The organism is Rhodococcus sp. 06-1460-1B (genome assembly GCF_002258475.1).
Classification (GTDB): Bacteria; Actinomycetota; Actinomycetes; order Mycobacteriales; family Mycobacteriaceae; genus Rhodococcoides; species Rhodococcoides fascians.
The window spans coordinates 108,779-129,938 of the sequence record NZ_NOYS01000043.1; the positions used below are offsets into that span (position 1 = coordinate 108,779).

Here is a 21,160-nt window from a genome sequence, read left to right on the forward strand (position 1 = left end):
TGGCCGGGTGCCGAATCCAGCCACCGGTTCTGCACGTACGGGGGCGGGTGCTCTCGACGCGTGCTGGGCATGTAACGGTCCGGCCCATCTCGACGGATAAGTACTGAAAGGTAACTTCCGAGTTGTTCATGGTGAGAAAATAGAGATCGACGTAGTCAGCTTGCTCGATGTGTTCGGTGCCCATCGTTGTCCGCCGCTTCGGCGGCCGGTGGGGGCGCGTGTGATTGTGGGAAAGAGAGGAATCGATTGGACCCGCTAGGTGTGGAAGGTGCTGGAGACGACGACACGGGAGTCGACAGTCGGCAGCATCCCTCGTTCCCACTGTCACCGGCCCAATTGGGGATGTGGTTCGCGCAGCACGTGGACCCCTCGGTACCCGCCAACATCGCGCAGTACGTCGAACTGCGCGGTGATCTCGACGTCGAACTGTTGCGGCGCGCATCGTCACGCGCAGCCCTCGAACTGCAGTCCGGTTTCGTCCGTATCACCGAGATCGACGCGGAGCCACGACAGATCGTCGACCCCACCCTGGACGACTCGCTCGGACTGGTGGATCTGCGCGGCGAGAACGACCCCCGCGCGGCCGCCCTCGAGTGGATGCACGCCGATTACAGCGCTCCGATCGACATTCTTCGCGATCGACTGATCGCCGCCACCGTCCTGCGTATCGAGGACGATGTCTGGTTCTGGTACGAGCGCGTGCACCACGTCGTTCTCGACGGCTTCGGTGCCGTGACCTTCATGAACCGCGCTGCGGAGTTGTACACGTCCGAGGTCGAGGGCACCGAACCGACGAAGAACCTGGCCTCGGATCTGACCAAGGTCTATGACATCGAGATGTCCTACCGCGATTCGAGCCGCTTCCAGGCCGATCGCGAATACTGGGCGTCGCGGATCGACGGAATCGACGGAGTCACCACCCTCGCCGGACACACCGCTCCGCCGGCCCCGAAGAGTCAGATCGACAGCACCGCTCTGTCTGCCGACACGATGAGCAGTCTCGATGCCCTGCGCGCCGAAACCGACACGACGATGGCGACCATCGTCATCGCCGCGTTCGCGGCGTATCTGGCCCAGATGACCGGCCGCGAGGACGTCGTGCTGTCACTGCCGGTGACCGCGCGAACCACCGCGGTACTGCGCCGCTCCGGCGGCATGGTGTCCAACGTGGTGCCGCTGCGGTTCGACGTCTCGGGCGACACCACCGTCGAAACGATGCTGGCGCGCGTCAACGCCGAGGTCTCCGGTGCACTGCGCCACCAGCGGTACCGGCACGAGGACATTCGCCGCGACGCCGGCGGCGCAAGCGGTCAAGCTGCGTTCTTCGGTCCCTGGGTCAACATCATGCTGTTCTTCGGCGAGGTGCGCCTGGGATCGATGGTCGGCGGGATCAACATCCTCTCCACCGGCCTCATCGAGGATTTCGGCCTGAACCTCTACACGAGCGTCGCCGGGGCCACGACCCACATCGACTTCGAGTCCAACCCCAACCTCTACGGCCCCGATCAGTCCGGCCGCAATCACGAGCGGTTCGTCGACTTCCTCGGCCGTTTCGTGGCAGCAGCCCCGACGGACCTCGTCTGGGACCTGGCTCTGACCGACGGATCCGAGCGCGCACTGGTCGTCTCCGAGTGGAACCACACCGAACACGAGACGACGCCCAGCACTCTGCTCACCGCCTTCGAGGCTGTTGCGGCAGCTCGTCCCGACGCCACGGCTCTGGTGTACGAGGGCGACGTCCTGACTTACGGAGAACTGTCGGCGCGGGTGAACGGCCTCGCTCGCCATCTGATCGACATGGGCGTCGGCCCGGAGACCCTCGTCGGCTTGTCCATTCGACGCTCGTTCGATCTCGTGGTCGGCATGTACGCCATCGTGGCGGCAGGCGGAGCGTGGGTACCGATCGACCCGGATCATCCCGCCGAACGCACGGCCTACATCCTCGATTCCGCGCAGCCTCGGTGCGTACTGATCTCGTCGCGTGACGACGTGTCGCTGCCCGAGGGCACCGACACGGTCGCCGTCGATCTGGTCGAACTGTCCGCCCGGTCGTCCGCTCCGCTCGGCGACGCGGAACGGACTGCGCCGCTTCGTGTTTCGAACACCGCGTACGTCATCTACACCTCCGGCTCCACCGGCCGCCCGAAGGGCGTCGCCGTGGACCACGCCGCCATCCACAATCAGATGGAGTGGATGCTGGCGGAGTATCCGATGGATACCACCGATGTCTATCTGCAGAAGACGGCGACGACGTTCGACGTCTCGCTGTGGGGTTTCTTCCTGCCGCTGCGAGTGGGCGCGACGATGGTGCTCGCCACCCCCGACGGGCATCGCGACTCGGTCTACGTGGCGAACAGGATCGCCGAACATCGCGTCACGGTCACCGACTTCGTGCCCTCGATGCTGACCGTGTTCGTCGCCAACGCGCCGGCCAACACCTGTGCTTCGCTGCGTCACGTCTTCGTGATCGGCGAGGCGCTTCCGGTCGAGACGGCAGCAGCATTCCGATCCGTCTGCGCCGCGGGACTGCACAACCTCTACGGTCCCACCGAGGCGGCGGTCTCGGTGACGTACCACGAGAGCAGCCCACAGGACACGCGAACCGTCCCGATCGGTGTGCCCGAGTGGAACACCCGCGCCTTCGTACTGGACAGCCGGCTGCGACCCACTCCGGTGGGAGAAGCGGGCGAGCTCTACCTCGCGGGCGTCCAGCTGGCGCGGGGCTACGTGGGTCGCCCCGACCTGAGCTCGGATCGGTTCGTGGCCAACCCCTTCGGCGACGCCGGAGAGCGGATGTATCGCACCGGCGACCTCGTTCGGTGGCGCAGCGACGGAGTGCTGGACTACATCGGACGCACCGACTTCCAGGTGAAGTTCCGTGGCCAGCGCATCGAGCTGGGCGAGATCGAAACCGTGCTGCTCGCACACGAATCCATCTCGCAGGCAGTGACATTGGTCGTGCAGACGGTCACCGGCGACCAACTCGTCGCCTACGTCGTCGCCGGGCCGGGGAAGTCCATCGACTCCGCCGAGGCCATCGAATTCGCCGGGCATGCGCTGCCGTCCTACATGGTTCCCGCAGCAGTGGTCGTGCTCGATGCGCTGCCGCTCAACACCAGCGGGAAGCTCGATCGAAAAGCGTTGCCGGAGCCGGTGTTCACCAGCGCCAAGAAGTACCGAGCACCGCAGAGTCGCGCGGAATACGTCGTCGCCGGAATCTACGAAGATCTGCTCGGCGCGTCCAAGGTCGGTCTGGACGAGGACTTCTTCGAGCTCGGCGGCAACTCGCTGATCGCCACACAGTTGGTGACACGAGTCGGCGGCGCACTCGGAGTACGCCTGGGAGTGCGCGAGCTGTTCGAGGCTCCCACCGTCGGCGCACTGGCTGCCCGGGCCGAGTCTGCCGCCGGCCGCGGATCCGACACCCCGATCCTCGAATCCCGGGAACGCCCCGAGCGCATCCCACTCTCGCCTGCACAGCAACGCATGTGGTTCCTCAACCGGTTCGATCCGGCCACTGCGGTGTACAACCTGCCGTTCTCGGTCCATCTGAGCGGCCCACTCGACGTGAGTGCCCTGTCGGCTGCATTCGCAGACGTCGTGGAACGACACGAGACGCTGCGCACGGTGTACCCGGAAGTGGACGGATCGCCCGAGCAGGTCGTGCTCAACGCGGCCAGGACACCGGCCACGATCACCCCGATCCGCATCGAACGGCACGAGCTCGGTGGCCGACTGCACGGTTTGGTGGCCAAGGGCTTCGACGTCACGATCGACACGCCGTTCCGAATCGCGCTGTTCGAGATGTCGCCCACCGAGTACGAACTGGCGATGGTCCTGCACCACATCGCTGCCGACGGAGCCTCCTTCGGACCGTTGGCGCGCGACGTCCTGCTGGCCTACTCGAGCCGGATACAGGGCCGCGCTCCCGAGTGGACGCCGCTCGAGGTCCAGTACGCCGACTACGCGCTCTGGCAGCGTGCGGTACTCGGTCCCGAAACCGATCCGCATTCGCTCGCTGCACGCGAAATCGCCTATTGGAGTGCCACACTCGAGGATCTACCCGATCAGCTGGCGCTGCCGTCGAGTAGGCCCCGCCCCGCCGTGTCGTCCAACGCAGGCAGCAAGCTGCGCATCGAGATTCCGGCCCGGTTGCACAGTGCTCTGGCCGATCTCGCCCGCGCGAACAACTCGTCGCTGTTCATGGTGATGCAGTCGGCATACGCGCTGTTGCTGGCTCGACTGAGCGGCACCACCGACATCGCCATCGGCGCGCCGGTGGCCGGTCGCGGTGAGCCTGCACTCGACGACCTCGTCGGAATGTTCGTCAACACGTTGGTACTTCGAACCGATGTCGATCCGGCACTGTCGTTCGAGCAGCTGCTCGCTCGCGTCCGCGACACGGACCTGTCGGCGTTCGCGCATGCCGACGTTCCGTTCGAGCGCCTGGTCGAGGTTCTCAATCCGGTCCGCTCGACATCACGGCACCCGTTGTTCCAGGTGGCGCTCTCCCTGGAATCGGCCATGTCTCGTGAACTCACCGTCGGCGGGCTCCGCGCCGTGGCCGCCGAATTCGACGTCCCGATAGCGAAATTCGACCTCCAGCTCTGGCTCACCGAGCACCAGGTCGACGGAACTGCCGCGGGTATCGATGCGGTGTTCGAGTACGCGACCGATCTGTTCGACGCAGATCTGGTCGACAGCTTCGCGCAACGCTTCCTCGGAATTCTGGACGCAGTCACCACCGACGCGTCGGTTCCGGTCGGCGACGTCGACATCGTGGACGCCGCTGAATACGAGTCCGTCGTGTCCACCTGGAACGTGTCCGGGCCGGACGTCTCTCGCGACGTGACGTTGATCGACCTGCTCGACGCTGCGGCCTCGGCACAGCCGGACGGAGTGGCCGTGCGCTTCGGCGACACGTCGCTGACGTACGCCGAGTTCGATGCTCGGACCAATCGCCTTGCCCGCGTACTGATCTCGCACGGCGTCGGCCCCGAGAGCCTCGTCGCGGTCGCCCTACCGAGGTCGGCGGAACTCGTCGTCGCGCTGGTCGCGGTCGTGAAAGCCGGTGGCGGTTACCTCCCTGTCGATCCGAGCTACCCGCTGGACCGCGTCGAGTACATGCTCGACGATGCGCGTCCGACATCGATTCTCTTCTCGGGAACGGACCCGATCGAGCTGCCCGCGGACGTCGAATCTCGCATCGGCGCAACGTTCGTCGACATCGACACGGTCGATCTGTCGTCGATCTCGGGCGCACCGGTGACCGACATCGATCGCATTCGCCCGCTTCGCCCCACCAACGTCGCCTACGTCATCTACACCTCGGGGTCGACCGGTCGCCCCAAGGGTGTTCTGGTGCCGCACCGCAACGTGGTTCGGCTTCTCGCGAACACCGATGCGGTCTACTGCTTCGGAGCCGACGACGTGTGGACGATGTTCCATTCCTACGCGTTCGACTTCTCGGTGTGGGAACTGTGGGGTCCGTTGCTGTACGGCGGCACTCTGGTGGTCGTCGACTACTTCACCTCGCGCTCACCCGAGGCGTTCCATCAGCTGCTCGTGGACGAACGGGTGACGGTGCTCAACCAGACTCCGTCGGCGTTCTACCAACTGTCCGAGGCCGATCGCACGGCGGCCTCGACCGGCGGCGAGCTGTCTCTGCGCTACGTGATCTTCGGCGGCGAGGCCCTCGAACAGCGTCGATTGAGCGGCTGGTTCGAGCGGCACGGCGATCGTGCACCGCAGCTGATCAACATGTACGGCATCACCGAGACCACGGTGCACGTGTCGTATCAGGCGTTGGGCTCCGCGTCCGTCGCAACGACCGCATCGGTGGTCGGCAAGCCGATCGCTGGGCTGCGCGTCTACGTTCTCGATACCCGGCTCCATCCGGTCCCGGTCGGGGTGCCCGGCGAGATGTACGTTGCCGGTGGACAATTGGCGCGCGGATACCTGGGACGCGCACCGCTCACCGCGGTGCGGTTCGTGGCCGATCCGTTCGCCTCCGGCTCCGATGCCGGGTCGTTGCTCTACCGCACCGGCGATCTGGCGCAGTGGAACGCGTCGGGCGAGCTCGAATATCTGGGCCGCTCCGACGATCAGGTCAAGGTGCGCGGCTTCCGAATCGAGTTGGGCGAGGTCGAGGCCGCGGTCACCGCGCACCCCGCCGTCACCCAGGCTGCCGTCGTCGTCCGTGAGGATTCACCCGGGGCGGCCCGGTTGGTCGCCTACGTGGTCTCGGCGGTGGCGAACGGTCGGCCTACCCTCGACCTCGAGGATCTGCGAACCGGTATCGCCGAACTGTTGCCGGAGTACATGGTTCCGTCGGCGTTCGTTGCGCTGGAGACGATTCCGTTGACGGTCAACGGAAAGCTGGACCGGCGCGCACTGCCTGCGCCGGTGTTCGAGGTGCGAGATTTCCGCGCACCGACGACACCGATCGAAGAGATCGTCGCCGACGTCTTCGCCGAGGTCCTCGGCGTCGAGCGGGTAGGACTGGACGACGACTTCTTCGAGCTCGGCGGTAACTCGCTGATCGCCACCCAGGTGGTCTCGCGGCTCGGAGTGGCACTCGACGCCACCGTGCCGGTGCGCATGCTGTTCGAGGCGTCGACGGTCGCGCTGCTCGCGGTGCGCGTCGAACAGGCGGCGGGGGAGGGCGGCCGGACTGCACTGGTCGCGACCGTCCGTCCGGAGCGCATCCCGTTGTCGCTTGCGCAGCAACGCATGTGGTTCCTCAACAGGTTCGACGTCGACTCCGCCGCATACAACATTCCGTTCGCGCTGAAGCTGACCGGCGACCTGGATGTCGCGGCACTGCAGGTCGCCATCATGGATGTGATCGACCGGCACGAGTCGCTGCGCACCGTCTATCCCGACACCGCGCACGGACCGCAGCAGACCATTCTCGACGCCGCTCAGACGGTGCCGAACCTGATGCCGATTCCGACCTCGGCAGCCGACATTCAGCGACAGGTCTTCGCGCTCGCGTCGACGACGTTCGACGTGACCGTCAACGTTCCGATCCAGGCGCGACTGTTCGAGATCGGCCCACGCGAACACGTGATCGCCATGGTGGTGCACCACATCTCGGCCGACGGCTGGTCGATGGGACCGCTGGCCCGAGACATCATGATCGCCTACGCCTCGCGCACCGCGTGGGAGAACCCGGCCTGGATGCCGTTGGAAGTGCAGTACGCCGACTACAGCCTCTGGCAGCGTTCGGTTCTGGGCTCCGAAGACGATCCGCAGTCCCTGATCTCCGGTCAGGTGAACTATTGGGCCGACATCCTCGCCGGCCTACCCGACCAGCTCGATCTGCCGACCGACCGGCCGCGCCCCAGCCGCCAGTCCTACCAAGGCGCCTCCATCGGATTCGACGTGCCCGCTGATGTGCACCAGGGACTGTCCGCCCTGGCACACACCCACAACGCATCGCTGTTCATGGTCGTCCACGCCGCACTGGCCGTGCTTCTGGCCCGTCTGTCCGGGACCGAGGACATCGCCATCGGTACCCCGGTCGCCGGCCGCGGTGACGCAGCGCTCGACGACGTGGTCGGCATGTTCGTCAACACGCTCGTCCTTCGCACCGACATCGACTCCGGGCGCACGTTCTCCGAGCAGATCGGCCGCGCGCGCGAGGTAGCGCTCGGAGCCTTCGGGCACGCCGATCTACCGTTCGAGCGTCTGGTCGAGGTCCTCAACCCGTCTCGGTCGCAGGCTCGACACCCGCTGTTCCAGGTGATGCTCTCGTTCGAGAACCTCACCCGTACACACGTAGATCTGCCGGGGCTGTCGGTGGACAGCGTCGCCCTCGACGCCGAGGTCGCCAAGTTCGACCTGCAGCTCACCGTGACCGAGTCCATCGGACTGGACGGCCGCGGACAGGGCATGGCCGCCGAACTGACCTACGCGACAGACCTTTTCGATGCCGAGACCGTACGCGGTTTCGCCGACCGATTCGTGCGGATGCTCACGGCCGTGGTGTCCGATTCGTCGGTGGCCGTCGGCGACATCGATCTGCTCGACGACGGCGAGCACGATCGCGTGGTGGCCGAATGGAACGACACCGAACACGAGGTCCCCGCCGACATCACTCTGGTGGACCTGTTCGACCGACAGGTCGCCCTGACCCCGGACGCAACTGCGCTGGTCTTCGAAGATGAGCGGCTGACGTACGCCGAGTTCGATGCACGGGTCAACCGTCTTGCGCGCCATCTGGTCTCGCTGGGCGTCGGGCCCGACACGTTGGTCGGCCTCGCGATCGCCCGCAGCCTCGACCTGTTCGTCGGCATGTACGCGATCGTCAAGGCCGGGGCCGGATACGTGCCGATCGACCCGACCCAACCGGCGGATCGCAACGATTACATCGTGGCCACCGCGGCACCGATCCGGGTGTTGTCCACCGTGCGCGATCACGTCGAATTCCCCGACGTCGACACGATCGACATCGACACGCTCGATACTTCCAGCCTGTCGTCGGAACCGTTGCGCGACAACGACCGACGCGCCCCACTGCGTTCACGGAACCTCGCCTACGTCATCTTCACGTCGGGTTCGACGGGCCGTCCCAAGGGCGTCGGGGTGTCGCACGACGCGATCGTCAACCGACTGCTGTGGATGCAGGGCGAATACGCCCTGACTCCGCGCGACGTGGTGCTGCAGAAGACGCCGTCCACGTTCGACGTGTCGGTATGGGAGTTCTTCTGGGCGCTCCAGGTGGGTGCCTCGGTGGTGATCGCCGTTCCGGACGGTCACCGAGATCCCATTTACTTGCTCGATGTCATTGCACGCGAACGTGTTTCGGTAGTGCACTTCGTGCCGTCGATGATGTCGGTGTTCGTACCCGAAGTCGAGCGGCGTCGCAGCGCGGGAGCCTCGCTCCGGCTGATGTTCGCCTCCGGTGAGGCGCTACCGCCCACCACCGCTCGCGCACTGCGGCGTGCCGTCGCCTCGGTGGAACTGCACAACTTGTACGGACCGACCGAGGCGGCCGTGGACGTGACGTACCACGCGGTCACGGATTCGGACTCCGACGTCATGCCGATCGGTGCTCCGGTGTGGAACACCGCTGTCTACGTGCTGGATTCGCGACTGCATCCCACCCCGGTCGGTGTTGCAGGTGAGCTCTATCTCGCCGGCACCCAGCTCGCGCGCGGCTATGTGGGACGCCCCGACCTGACCGCGGACAGGTTCGTCGCTCACCCGTTCGCCGATGGCGGCGCGCGGCTGTACCGCACCGGCGACGTCGTGCGCTGGAATCGCGACGGCGAGCTCGAATACGTCGGACGTTCCGACTTCCAGGTCAAGTTGCGCGGCCTGCGCATCGAACTGGGTGAGATCGAAACGGCGCTGCTCGCGCAGCGGTCGGTCTCTCAAGCCGTAGTCGTGGTCCGCCGCGACCAACTCGTCGGATACGTGGTTCCTTCGGGAGTGTCGGTCGACACCGGAGCCGTTCTGTCGGCGCTACGCGGCCGTCTGGCGGAGTACATGGTGCCGTCGACGCTGATCGTGCTGCCCGAGTTCCCGCTCGGTGCCAGCGGAAAGCTCGACCGAAAGGCGTTGCCCGACCCCGCATTCGAGGTCACCGAGTACCGCGAACCGACCAACGACATCGAACGCACCGTCGCCGAGGTGTACGCCCAGGTGCTGGGCGTCGAGCGCGTGGGTCTCGACGACGACTTCTTCGAGCTGGGCGGAAACTCGCTCATCGCAACGCAACTCGTGTCCCGACTCGGCGTCGCGCTGGACACCCGGATCGCCGTTCGCGAACTGTTCGACGCGTCCTCGGTGGCCGACCTCGCAGCCAGACTGGGCACCCTGGTCGCCACCGGCAGCAGGCCGCCGCTGGTACCGCAGCAGCGTCCGCAGCACATTCCGCTGTCGTTGGCGCAACAGCGGATGTGGTTCCTCAACAAGTTCGACGTCGAATCGGCGGCCAACAACATCCCGATCGCCGTCCGGTTGTCCGGTCTGCTCGACCGCCGGGCCATGCAGATCGCGGTCGCGGACGTCGTCGCCAGGCACGAGTCTCTGCGGACGGTGTTCCCGGAGACCGACGGCACGGCTCATCAGGTGATCGTCGACGCGCAGACGGCCACACCGGAATTGACGCCGATCGAAATTTCCGCGCATCAGGTGGCCGATGCCATGCGCGAGCTGGCGACAACAGGATTCGACCTGTCGAAGGACCTCCCGTTCCGTACTCGGTTGTTCGAGGTGAGCCCCACCGAGCACCTGCTGGTGTTCGTGGTGCACCACATCGCCGCCGATGGTTTCTCGCTCGGCCCGCTCACTCGCGATGTCATGAATGCCTATGCGGCGCGGTCGATGAACCAGGAGCCGTACTGGACTCCGCTTCCGGTCGACTACGCCGACTACAGCCTGTGGCAGCGCGAGGTGCTGGGCTCCGAGGACGACCCCACGTCCGTGGTCTCGCAGCAGATCGACTACTGGACAACGACGTTGGCCGGTCTGCCCGATCAGCTCGATGTGCCCTCCGACCGTCCCCGGCCGGCAGTGGCGTCGAACAGCGGTGCGCTGGTGCGTTTCTCGATCGACGGAGAACTACATCGCGCTCTGATCGAGGCGTCCCGACGTGAGAACGCGTCGCTGTTCATGCTGGTGCACACCAGCCTCGCGGTACTGCTCTCGCGGCTGTCCGGCGAGACCGACATCGCGATCGGCACACCGGTCGCGGGCCGCGGTGAGGCGGCGCTCGACGACCTGATCGGCATGTTCGTCAACACCCTCGTGCTCCGAACGGAGATCGACACCGCGCGCAGGTTCGACCAGGTACTCGCCGATGCTCGCGAGACCGACCTGTCGGCGCTGGCACACGTGGACGTTCCGTTCGAGCGTCTGGTGGAGATCCTCAACCCGGTACGTTCCACGGCACGTCATCCCCTCGTGCAGGTGGTGCTCGCGTTCCAGAACCTGGGGCAGAAGGATCTCGAACTACCGGGACTGTCGGTCTCGGGCGTCGACTTCGAGACCCTGGTTGCACTGTTCGACCTGCAGTTCACGTTCGTCGAATCGTTCGGACCCAGTGGCGCGGCGCAGGGTATGACGTTCGATGTCACCTACGCCACCGACCTGTTCGACGAATCCTCTGTGGTCACCCTGGGTGAGCGTCTGATCAAGGTCCTCGAATCCGTCGCCGACAACCTCTCGACCGTCGTGGGTGACATCGAACTGCTCGACGACGTCGAGTACAAGCGCGTGCTCGACGACTGGAACGACACCGACCACGACGTCGACCGGTCGCAGACGCTGGCCTCCCTCGGGCGGTCGGTCGAATCCGACGGAACCGCACTGGTATTCGGTGACGAGTCGGTGTCCTACGGTGAGTTCGACGCACGGGTGGCTCGTCTTGCGCGGTACCTCGTCGATCGTGGTGTCGGGCCCGAGACCACCGTGGCGATCGCTGCCCGTCGTTCGGTGGAGCTGCTCGTCGGAATTCACGCGATCGTCGCGGCGGGCGGTGCCTACGTACCGATCGACCCGGATCAGCCTGCCGAGCGAATCGCGCACATTCTGCGCACCGCGGCACCGGTGTGCGTACTGAGTACGTCACGAGACTCGGTGGATGCCGACGGGCTCGACGTGATCGACATCGACGTTCTCGACCTGTCCGGCGTCTCCGATGCACCGATCACCGACGCGGACCGAATCGGTGCACTGGCCCCGACGAACACCGCATACGTCATCTTCACGTCCGGGTCGACCGGGCAGCCGAAAGGCGTGGCCGTCACACACGAGGCAATCGTCAACCGTCTGCTGTGGATGCAGTCGGAATACGAGCTCGCCGCCGACGATGTCGTGTTGCAGAAGACCCCCGTCACGTTCGACGTGTCGGTGTGGGAACTGTTCTGGCCGTTGCAGATCGGGGCGACGCTGGTCATCGCGAAGCCGGACGGGCACCGAGACCCGCAGTACCTGCTCGAGACCATCGAGGCGCAGTCGGTCACGACGGCACACTTCGTGCCGTCGTTGCTCGAGGTCTTCGTCTCCGTCGTCGCAGCCGAGTCGTCGTCCGCAGCCGCGTCGCTGCGGACTGTCTTCGCCTCCGGTGAGGCGCTGCCCGCCGAGGTCGGCGAACGCGTCCGACGCGTCCTGCCGGGCGTGGCGCTGCACAACCTCTACGGACCCACCGAAGCGGCTGTCGACGTCACCTATCACGAGGTGTCCGAAGCGGACGTCGACCTGGTTCCGATCGGTGTTCCGGTGTGGAACACCAGAACGTACGTCCTCGACTCCCGGCTGTCCCCGGTTGCTCCCGGGGTCGCAGGTGAACTCTATCTCGCCGGAGTCCAACTGGCCCGCGGCTACCTCGGTCGAGTGGATCTGACGGCAGATCGATTCCTGCCGGATCCGTTCGGCGAACCGGGTTCTCGTATGTACCGCACCGGCGATCTGGTGCGCTGGCGGGAGTCCTCGTCTCACAACGGGCGTCTGGAGTACTTGGGCCGCACCGACTTCCAGGTCAAGTTGCGTGGTTTGCGCATCGAACTCGGGGAGATCGAGACCGTGCTGCGCCGGCACCCGTCGGTGGAGTCGGCCGTGGTGCTGGTTCGGCAGACGGCCGTCGCCGGAGATCAACTGGTCGCCTATGTGGTCCCGGCCTCCGGTGCGACCGTCGACGTGGCCGACCTGACGGCGTTCGCCGCCCGCTCGCTCGCCGGGTACATGGTTCCGGCTGCGACCGTCGTGCTCGACGCACTTCCGCTGACCGCCAACGGCAAGCTCGACCGGCGCGCGCTCCCGGCACCGGATATCGAGCAGCGTGCCTTCCGCGCTCCGACGACCACGTCGGAAATCGTGGTGTCGCAGGTGTTCCGCGACGTGCTCGGCGTCGATGTCGTCGGAGCCGACGACGAGTTCTTCGCTCTCGGCGGTAACTCGCTCGTGGCGACCAGGGTGGCGTCGCGCATCGGTGCCGCGACGGACACCACGGTCAGTGTTCGGACCATCTTCGAGGCGTCGACGGTGGCGGCTCTCGCGGCGAAGCTGGACGAACTCTCGGGATCGGGACGAAAGATTCCTCTCGTGCGCACCGAGTTGCCGGACTTCGTTCCGCTGTCGCTCGCCCAGCGCCGGATGTGGTTCCTCAACCGTTTCGACGTCGATTCGGCAACGGAGAATCTGCCCGTCGCCATCGAACTGATCGGTGACCTCGACGTCGTCGCGCTGCGCTCTGCCGTGGCCGACGTGATCGAACGGCACGAATCGCTGCGCACCGTCTATCCCGAGGTGGACGGGGTGGCGTCTCAGGTGATCGTCCCCGCAGCGCAGGTGGCTCCGGAGCTGGCACCGACGAAGGTCACCGCCGCCGACGTCACCGCCGCCCTCGCCGAGTTCTTCGTGCAGGGCTTCGACGTCACGGCCGCACCCCCACTGCGCGCCATCCTGCTCGAGCTCGACTCGAACCGGCATGTGCTGGCGTTGGCCACACATCACATTGCCGCAGACGGTTTCTCGATCGGACCGATGACTCGCGACCTCATGGTTGCGTACGCGGCCCGGAGTGCAGGCAGCGAACCGGGTTGGGCGCCGCTCGCGGTTCGCTACGCCGACTACACCCTGTGGCAGCAGACCGTGCTCGGTTCCGAGAGCGATCCCGATTCACCGGTGTCCGGCCAGATTCGACACTGGACGCGAACGCTGTCGGGACTGCCGGACGAGAGCACGTTCCCCGGCGACCGAGTGCGTCCCGATCGGTCGTCCTACCGCGGCGGCAACATTCGGCTGACGCTCGATGCGCAGACGCATGCGCGCCTCGGCGCGGTAGCCCGCGCCAATCAGAGCTCACTGTTCATGGTGTTGCACTCTGCTCTCGCGGTGTTGCTCTCCCGGTTGTCGGGCGAAACCGACATCGCCATCGGTACTCCGGTCGCCGGTCGCGGTGAGGCGGCACTCGACGACGTCATCGGTATGTTCGTCAACACCCTCGTGCTGCGCACCGAGATCGATCCCGGCGCTGCCTTCACCGAACTGCTCGCCCGTACGCGCAACACCGATCTGTCGGCGTTCGCGCACGCGGAGGTGCCGTTCGAGCGACTCGTCGAGGTACTCGACCCACCGAGGTCGGCCGCGCGGCATCCGCTGATCCAGGTGATGCTCACCGTGCAGAACATGGAGCAGACCGAACTCGAGCTCCCGGGCCTGACCGTGCGCGGAGTCGATCTCGACGTCGAGACGGCGAAGTTCGACATCCAGTTCACGTTCACCGAGAACCAGGCGGACGGAACCTCGGCCATCGACGTGACGTTCGCCCGTGATCTCTACGACGAGGACACAGCGCGCGCCTTCGGTGAGCGCCTGATCCGCGTGCTGGAGTCGGTCGGTACCGATGCCGAGCAGCCCGTCGGGGACATCCCGGTGATGGATACGGCCGAGCGCGATCACGTTCTCGCCCTTGCCCAGGACGCACCGGCGGTCGCGGATTCTGCCGACTCCATCGTCTCCCTGTTCGCGGCCAGGGTCGCGGAGAACCCGGACGCTGCCGCCGTCGTCTTCGACGGTCGGTCGCGCACGTACGGAGACATCGACACCGAGTCCACGGCACTGGCGAGAGTTCTTGTCGCACAGGGTGTCGGCCGCGAATCCGCGGTCGCGGTCGTACTGCCTCGCACGGCCGATCTCGTGGTGGCGCTGCTCGCGGTGCTCAAGGCCGGAGGTGCATACGTACCGATCGATCCGTCGTACCCGGCCGATCGCATCGAGTTCGTGCTCGCCGACTCGCGTCCCGCCGCGGTACTGACCTGGACCGGTGTCGAGGTCGCGCTACCGCCGGAACTGCCCAGGGTCGACATGGACACCCCAGCGGACGAGTCCCGGTTCGCGACGGACGTTCTGCCGACGGTGACGGCCGCAGAAGCTGCGTACGTCATCTACACCTCGGGTTCGACCGGCACCCCCAAGGGCGTCGTCGTCCCGCACCGCAACGTCGTCCGCCTGCTGGCGAACACCCAGCGGCACTTCGATTTCGGTCCCGCCGACGTCTGGACTCTGTTCCACTCGTACGCGTTCGACTTCTCCGTGTGGGAACTGTGGGGCCCGCTCACCACGGGTGGCACCGTCGTCGTGGTCGACTACTTCACGTCGAGGTCGCCGGAAGCGCTGCGCGAGTTGTTGATTCGCGAACGCGTGACCGTGCTCAACCAGACCCCGTCTGCGTTCTACCAGTTCGACCAGGCCGACCGCACGGCATCGGGTGCTGCCGAGTACGCACTGCGCTACGTCGTCTTCGGCGGAGAAGCGTTGGAGCTGCGTCGATTGAGCGGTTGGTTCGATCGGCACGGCGATCGTTCCCCACAGTTGATCAACATGTACGGCATCACCGAAACCACCGTCCACGTCTCGCATCGGGCGCTCGATGCGCAGGCGGCCGCTGAGGCATCGGGGTCACTGGTGGGTCGGGCGATCTCCGGGTTGTCGGTCTACGTGTTGGACGCGCGACTCGGCCTCGTGCCGGCGGGTGTCCCGGGAGAGATGTACGTCTCGGGCGGTCAGGTGGCGCGGGGATACCTGGGTCGGCCGGACCTGACGGCGACACGATTCGTGGCAGATCCCTTCGCAGGCGACGGATCCGTGCTCTATCGCACCGGTGACGTCGCCCGGTGGTCGCCCACCGGTGAGCTCGAATTCGTCGGTCGCGCAGACGATCAGGTCAAGATCCGCGGCTTCCGCATCGAACTGGGCGAAGTCGAATCGTCGGTTCTGTCGGCTCCGGCCGTCGGACAGGCCGCGGTGATCGTGCGCGAGGACGCTCCCGGTGCCGCGCGCCTGGTCGCTTACCTGGTGCCCGCAACCGGTTCCACGATCGACGTCGACGCCGTCCGTGCGTCGGTGGCCGAGCAGCTCCCCGAGTACATGGTCCCGTCGGCGTTCGTGGTGCTCGACGCAATCCCGTTGACCACCAACGGAAAGCTGGACCGGCGAGCCTTGCCCGAACCGGCCGCACGGACTCGCGAGTTCCGGCAACCGACGACTCCGATCGAGTCGATGGTCGCCGAGGTGTTCGCCGACGTCCTCGGTCTCGACCGGGTCGGTCTCGACGACGACTTCTTCGAACTCGGCGGCAACTCGCTGGTGGCCACCCAGGTCGTGTCCCGGCTCGGTGCCTCCGCCGACACGACGGTCCCGGTCCGGGCACTGTTCGAGGCCCCGACGGTCGCGGCACTCGCGGCGAGGGTCGAGCAGGGCTCGGGCGCGCGGCCGGCGCTGGTGCCGGGACCTCGCCCCGATCGAGTTCCACTCTCGCTCGCGCAGCAGCGGATGTGGTTCCTCAACCGGTTCGACTCGGACTCGACGGCGTACAACATCCCGTTCGCTCTGCGGCTGAGCGGTGATCTGAACGTCGGCGCGTTGCAGAGCGCGGTCTCGGACGTCATCGAGCGGCACGAGACACTGCGATCGGTGTACCCGGATTCGCCCGAGGGACCGCATCAGGTGGTCGTGCCGATGTCCCAGGTGCCGACGACTCTCGACGTCATCGACACCGACGCGGAATCGGTGACCGCTCGGGTGCTGGAGCTGCTGGCGTCGACGTTCGACGTGACCGCAGAGGTTCCGTTGAAGACCTCGCTGTTCCGAGTCTCCGACACCGAGTTCGTGCTGGCGATGGTGGTCCATCACATCAGCGCCGACGGTCTGTCGATGATGCCGTTGTCGACCGACGTCATGACGGCCTATGCCGCCCGTACCCGGAAGTCCGATCCCGCATGGGCACCGCTGCCGGTGCAGTACGCCGACTACGCGCTCTGGCAACGCGACGTTCTCGGCTCCGAGGACGACGCCGAATCGATTGCAGCGCAACAGATTCGATACTGGTCTGCCGCGCTGTCGGAGTTGCCCGAGCAGATCGAGCTACCTCTCGATCGCCCGCGTCCGGCGAGCCAGACGTTCCGCGGCAATCGCATCGATTTCCGAATCGACGTCGACGCGCACGCGCGTCTCGCGGAACTGGCCCGCGCGCACAACGCGACCGTCTTCATGGCCGTGCATGCGGCCTTCGCAGTGCTGCTCTCGCGGATCTCGGGGTCCTCGGACATCGTCGTGGGTACACCCATCGCAGGTCGCGGCGAGGCCGAGATCGAGAATCTCGTCGGCATGTTCGTCAACACCCTGGTGTTGCGACTCGATGTTCCGGGCGAGGCGACCTTCGGTGATCTCCTCGACGCCGCACGTGAAACCGATCTGCAGGCGTTCGCCAACTCGGACATCCCGTTCGAGCGGCTCGTCGACGTGGTCAACCCCACGCGCTCGACGGCTCGGCACCCGCTGTTCCAGGTCGGCTTCTCGTTCCAGAACTTCGCTCGCCGCGAGTTCGAGCTCGACGGGTTGGAAATCTCGGCGCTCGACACCGAGACCGGCAACTCACAGTTCGATCTGCATCTGATCGTGTCCGATGCCCAGCAGGGCGACGGCGCGGCAGATGGCTTCGATGCCCTGCTGACCTACGCGACGGATCTGTTCGACGAGAGCACGGCCCGTTCACTCGTGGCCCGCTTCGAGGCCGTGCTGGCCGCCGTCGTGGCGTCGCCGTCGACACCCGTCGGCGATCTCGACGTGCTGCTGGACGGCGAGCGATCTGCGATCGTCGAGGACTGGAACGACACGGTTCACGATTTCGGTACCGTGGAACACACGACCCTGCCCGATCTGTTCGGTGCAGCCGCCGAACGCGACCGCGCTGCAGTCGCACTCGTCCACGACGACGGCGTGGTGACGTACGGAGAGTTCGCCGAGCGGGTCTCGCAGCTCGCGCGTCACCTGATCGGCATGGGTGTCGGGCCGGAAGTGCCTGTCGGCCTTGCCATTCGGCGCTCGGTCGATCTTCTCGTCGGCATGTACGCCATCTCGACGGCAGGCGGGGCGTACGTTCCGATCGATCCCGACCAGCCGGCCGAGCGCAACGCGTTGGTCCTCGAGACAGCCGCTCCCGCGTGCATTCTGATCTCCGGCGATGTGGGTGCCGAGATCACCGATGCTGCCCCGATCGTGGATCTGGCCCGGTTCGACGTCGATGCCTACTCGGGTGCTCCGGTTGACGCGTCCGAACGCACCGGGGTGCTCACTGCAGCCAACACCGCGTACGTCATCTTCACGTCCGGATCGACCGGTCGTCCGAAGGGCGTTGCGGTCTCGCACGGTGCCGTCGTCAACCAGCTGAACTGGCTGCGTGCGGAGTACGCACTCGACGAGACCGACGCAGCGCTGCTCAAGACCGCAGCGACGTTCGACCTGTCGGTGTGGGAGTTCTGGTCGCAGCTGACCTCCGGCGGACGGCTCGTCGTGGCCGACGCCGACGGTCATCGTGACCCCGACTACCTGCTGGAGCTGGTTCGCACGCAGTCGGTGACGACACTGCACCTGGTGCCGTCGATGCTGTCGATGCTCGGCACCGTCGCCGCGGGCGAGGTATCGCCGAGCCTGCGGCGGGTGCTGGCGATCGGTGAGGCACTGCCCGCTGCCGTTGCACAGGAGTTCCGCAAGCGGAACGGATCGACCGACCTGCACAACCTGTACGGGCCGACCGAGGCAGCGGTGTCGGTGACCGCGCACGCGGTGACGGACGCCGATACGACCGCGGTGCCGATCGGTGTTCCCGAGGCGAACACGACGGTGTTCGTGTTGGACTCGCGGTTGCATCCGGTGCCTGCGGGTGTCAGCGGCGAGCTCTACCTGGCCGGCGCGCAGCTGGCGCGCGGCTACTTCGGGCGCGCGGACCTGACGTCGGAGCGATTCGTCGCCAATCCGTTCGATGCGAACGGTTCTCGGATGTACCGCACCGGCGACCTGGTGCGCTGGCGGGTGCCCGTCGTCGACGGAACGCCGGCCCCGGCGCACCTCGAGTACATCGATCGGGCCGACTTCCAGGTGAAGATTCGCGGATTCCGCATCGAGCTCGGTGAGATCGAAGCGGCCCTGCGGTCGCAGCCGGCAGTGGCAGATTCGGCCGTCGTGGTGCACAGCGGCGAGTCCATGGGTGACCAGTTGGTGGCCTACGTGGTCGGCCGAGCCGGGGAGGTCGTCGATGTCGCGCACGTCGAATCCGAACTCTCGCATCTCGTTCCGTCGTACATGGTGCCTGCGGCATTCGTGGTGCTCGAAGCGCTACCGCTCAATGCCAACGGAAAGCTGGACCGAAAGGCGCTGCCCGCGCCGCACTTCGAGGCCACCGAGTTCCGCGCACCGGTCACCCCGATCGAGGAGATCGTCGCGACGACCGTTGCCGAACTGCTCGGGCTGGACCGCGCGGGGCTGGACGACGACTTCTTCGCCCTCGGCGGAAACTCGTTGATCGCAACCCAACTGGTCTCGCGCCTCGGCCAGGCTCTCGACGCGCAGATTCCCGTGCGATCTGTGTTCGCGGCGTCCACGGTGGCGGGCCTCGCTGCACACATCGCGCCGCTCGTCGGCGGCGGTGCCCGTCGGGAACTGACGGTGCGCGAGCGTCCCGATCGACTACCCCTGTCGATCGCCCAGGAACGGATGTGGACGATCAACCGCATCGACCCGGGCTCGTCCGCGTACAACATCCCCGTCGCGGTGCGGTTGACCGGTGCCCTCGACATCGCCTCGCTCCGCGGCGCGTTCGACGATGTGCTCGGTCGCCACGAGATTCTGCGGACGGCCTACCCCGATTCGGTCGACGGCCCGGTGCAGCAGATCGGTGGCGTCGCCGACGTCGGGGTGGAGCTCGAACCCGAACAGGTGGCACCGGACGCCGTGGTGTCCCGCCTGACGGACGTCCTCGGTGCGGGATTCGACGTGACGAAGACCGTCCCGGTCCGGGCTGCGCTGCTGCAGGTCGGCGACGACGAACACGTCCTCGCCGTGGTGGCTCACCACATCGCCGCCGACGGGTTCTCGATGGGGCCGTTGATCCGCGATGTCATGGTCGCCTACACCGCTCGGGTGGCGGGGGAGATGCCGTCGTGGGCACCGCTGCCGGTGCAGTACGCCGATTTCGCGCTGTGGCAGCGTGACGTACTCGGCCGCGAGGACGACCCGGACAGTCCGCTGGCGAAGCAGCTGGCCTACTGGACCGCCGAGCTGGCGGGAGCGCCGGAACAACTGGCACTGCCGCTCGATCGCCCACGGCCACCTCGACCGACCATGGAAGGCGCGTCGTACGGCTTCACGTTCGGTTCCGACGTGGCGTCGGCCATAGAGAAGATCGCCCGCGAGCATGCGGCGACGACGTTCATGGTGGTGCACAGCGCGTTCGCGGTTCTGCTGGGCCGGTTGAGCAACTCGTCGGACATCAGCATCGGCACCCCGACCGCAGGACGCGGCGAGGAGCAACTGGACGACCTGGTGGGCATGTTCGTCAACACGTTGGTGCTGCGCACGCAGATCGATCCGAACGGCACGTTCCTGGACCTGGTACGTCAGGCGAAGGACAAGGACCTCGCGGCGTTCGGCCACGCGGACGTTCCGTTCGAGCGGCTGGTCGATGCGCTCGGCCGCGCTCGGTCGAGCGCCTACACACCGCTGTTCCAGGCGATGTTGACGTTCCAGAACCATGCGACGGGCACGTTCGAGTTGCCGGGCCTGCAGGTGCAGGCGCTGCCGGCAGGCGACGATCAGGCGAAGTTCGACCTTCAGCTGACCGCTGTCGAGAACTTCGACGAGACCGGAGCGCTGCAGGACATCGAGGCGACGTTCACCTACGCGACGTCGATCTTCGACGAATCGACGATAGCGACGTTCGCCGAGCGGCTGTCGAAGATTCTGCGGACGGTCGTCTCCGATCCCGAGGTGGTGCTGCGATCCATCGACATCCTCACGGACGAGGAGAAGGCCGAGTTCGCGCCGCGCGCCAAGCCGAAGACGGTCGACGACCTACCGCAGTTGATTGCCGACGCAGCGGCGACCGCGCCCGATGCGGTGGCGCTCGAGCACGAATCGACGAGTGTCGATTTTGCGGCCCTGAACGCCAAATTGACGCAGATGTCGGCGACGATGGGTGCGGCGATGAAGCCTCAGGCTCTGGTGACGGTCACGCTGTCCGCACTGATTCCGGGCATCTTGCCCGCCCTCGGTGCAGAGGGGTTGTCGACCGCTCTGGCATCGTTGATCCAACGGGCGGAGTCGGTGATCGCGTCGTCGTGACGAAAGCCGAGCTCGCCGGTTGTGCACGTGG

At 66.4% G+C, this 21,160-nt stretch carries 1 protein-coding gene; it reads left to right on the plus strand.

The genetic code is table 11. The annotated features are described in order from the left end of the window. The first annotated feature begins 261 nt into the window (after window positions 1-261). Window positions 262-21,129, plus strand: a complete 20,868-nt coding sequence (locus CH268_RS25825; RefSeq protein ID WP_255182507.1) for a non-ribosomal peptide synthase/polyketide synthase — start codon at window positions 262-264, stop codon at window positions 21,127-21,129. Window positions 21,130-21,160 lie beyond the last annotated feature (31 nt).